3 protein-coding genes are annotated in these 1,916 nt (G+C 40.6%); all 3 read left to right on the top strand.

Annotated elements, in window-relative coordinates; all coding sequences use genetic code 11:
• Positions 1-453: ABC transporter permease subunit (locus AC52RT_RS05565; protein ID WP_495539836.1), on the top strand; the 453-nt coding region annotated here is incomplete at its 5' end.
• Positions 454-470: 17 nt separating this feature from the next.
• Complete coding sequence (locus AC52RT_RS05570; RefSeq protein WP_495539837.1) at positions 471-1,247, top strand: ATP-binding cassette domain-containing protein; 777 nt, start codon at positions 471-473, stop codon at positions 1,245-1,247.
• 145 nt (positions 1,248-1,392) lie between these two features.
• Positions 1,393-1,916, top strand: a 524-nt coding sequence (locus AC52RT_RS05575) for a PadR family transcriptional regulator (RefSeq protein WP_495539838.1), incomplete at its 3' end; no start/stop codon positions are given.

Genomic DNA, 1,916 nt, shown 5'->3' on the forward strand with positions numbered 1-1,916 from the left:
GCCTTGTTGCCGCTGGTCATCGTATGGATTGGGATTGATGAAGGAGCCAAGATTTTCTTAGTCATTATCGGCGTCCTTTTCCCAATTTATATCAATACCTTTCATGGCATCCGCAATGTCGATCATGACTTAGTAGAGATGGGAAAAATGTATAAACTTAAAGGGTGGAGGCTTTTCAAAGACATTCTTCTTCCAGGCGCACTCCCTTCTATATTTGTCGGACTTCGTTACGCACTTGGTGTGATGTGGCTGACCTTAATCGTCGCTGAAACAATTCCGACAGAAGTTGGTATTGGCTACCTAGCAACGAATGCTCGTGAATTCATGCAGACAGACATTATTATATTGAGCATTATCATCTATGCCTTACTAGGGAAAATTGCCGATATCATTGCACAAATCGGAGAAAATTGGTCGTTAAAGTGGAATGTAAGCTACAACAAAGAGTTATAAGGGGATGAATGCGTAAGATGGAAAATCTAAAACGAATAGCTACCGATCCTTCTATTCAAATAGACATTGAAAAGGCAAGCAAGTCCTTTGGTGAAAAAGAAGTTTTAACAGACGTGACGTTAACGATTAATAAAGGAGAATTCATCGCCATTATTGGAAAAAGCGGCAGCGGCAAAAGTACGTTATTACGGCTAGTCGCAGGTCTTGAGACGCTGACAGAAGGAGAACTGCGATTTAACGGTGTCCCTTCGACTCAATCCACCGCGAACATCACCATGATGTATCAGGACTCGAGACTGCTTCCTTGGAAAAAAGTGAAAGAAAACGTCGGGCTTGGCCTTGATGGAAATTGGGAGGATAAAGCTGAAAAGGTGTTAGATGCAGTCGGATTATTGTCCTTTAAAGATGTTTGGCCGTCTAAACTTTCTGGCGGTCAAAAACAGCGTGTAGCGTTAGCAAGAGCCCTCATCCATGAGCCCTCTCTTTTACTACTTGACGAACCGCTCAGTGCACTTGATGCCTTAACTCGTTTGGAAATGCAGAATTTGATTGAAACCATTTGGAGTACGTCAGGTTTTACCGCGCTGCTTGTTACACATGACGTTCGAGAAGCCATCCGATTGGCCGACCGTATTGTACTCATAGAGGACGGAAGCATCGCGATGGATATCAAGGTACATGCTGCTAGGCCTCGGCATATGTCCGAAAGTAAATTATCTCTATTAGAAGAGGAAATTCTCGATCGTATCATAAACGGAGAGATGAATCATCCACGAAAAACGTCAAATTTATAACCATAGAAGGTTGTCGAGAAACCTCGACAACTTTTTTTAGCTTACTAGCATCCATTTTTACAAACCAGTGAATTCCCGGTATTTTAACAAAGGTAAGCATTTGTTTGTTATAATACGTGCAGGATACTGAGAAAGGAGTTACACCATGTCGATTCCTATTTTTATTCTTGGCTCTTTAGCCGAACAAAATAATTATGCTTATTCCATTTATAAAGGTGCCGCAGAAACGTTGGCGATTGTACAAGTAAGCGGTTTAACCGAAAGTAAGTTATATTATCATTTCGAGGCGCTTCATAAGCGTGGTTACGTTGAAACGGTGGAAGTTCTGAAAGATCCAAGACGGCCAGAAAAAACTATGTACCAAATTACTGATGCCGGTCGATTAGAGCTTGAAAAGAAGATTTATACAATTTTTAAACAGTCAACCGATGTCGGCGAGCTTTATTCAGCACTTATTTTTATTAAACATGTAGATATCGATGAAGTTCTCTCCATTTTTGGCGCGAACATTGACAAACAAAAAAAGCGATGGACGCCTTCTTTAAAGGATAAAGTCCCGCAAGAAGTGCTTAATAAAAGCAAACATTTACCTTTTATTGTTGAACACGCAACCAGGTATATTGATTTCCGAATTGAATGGTTAGAAAGATTATTCACCTACATAAAAAG

It is taken from the genome of Peribacillus sp., from assembly GCF_059453735.1.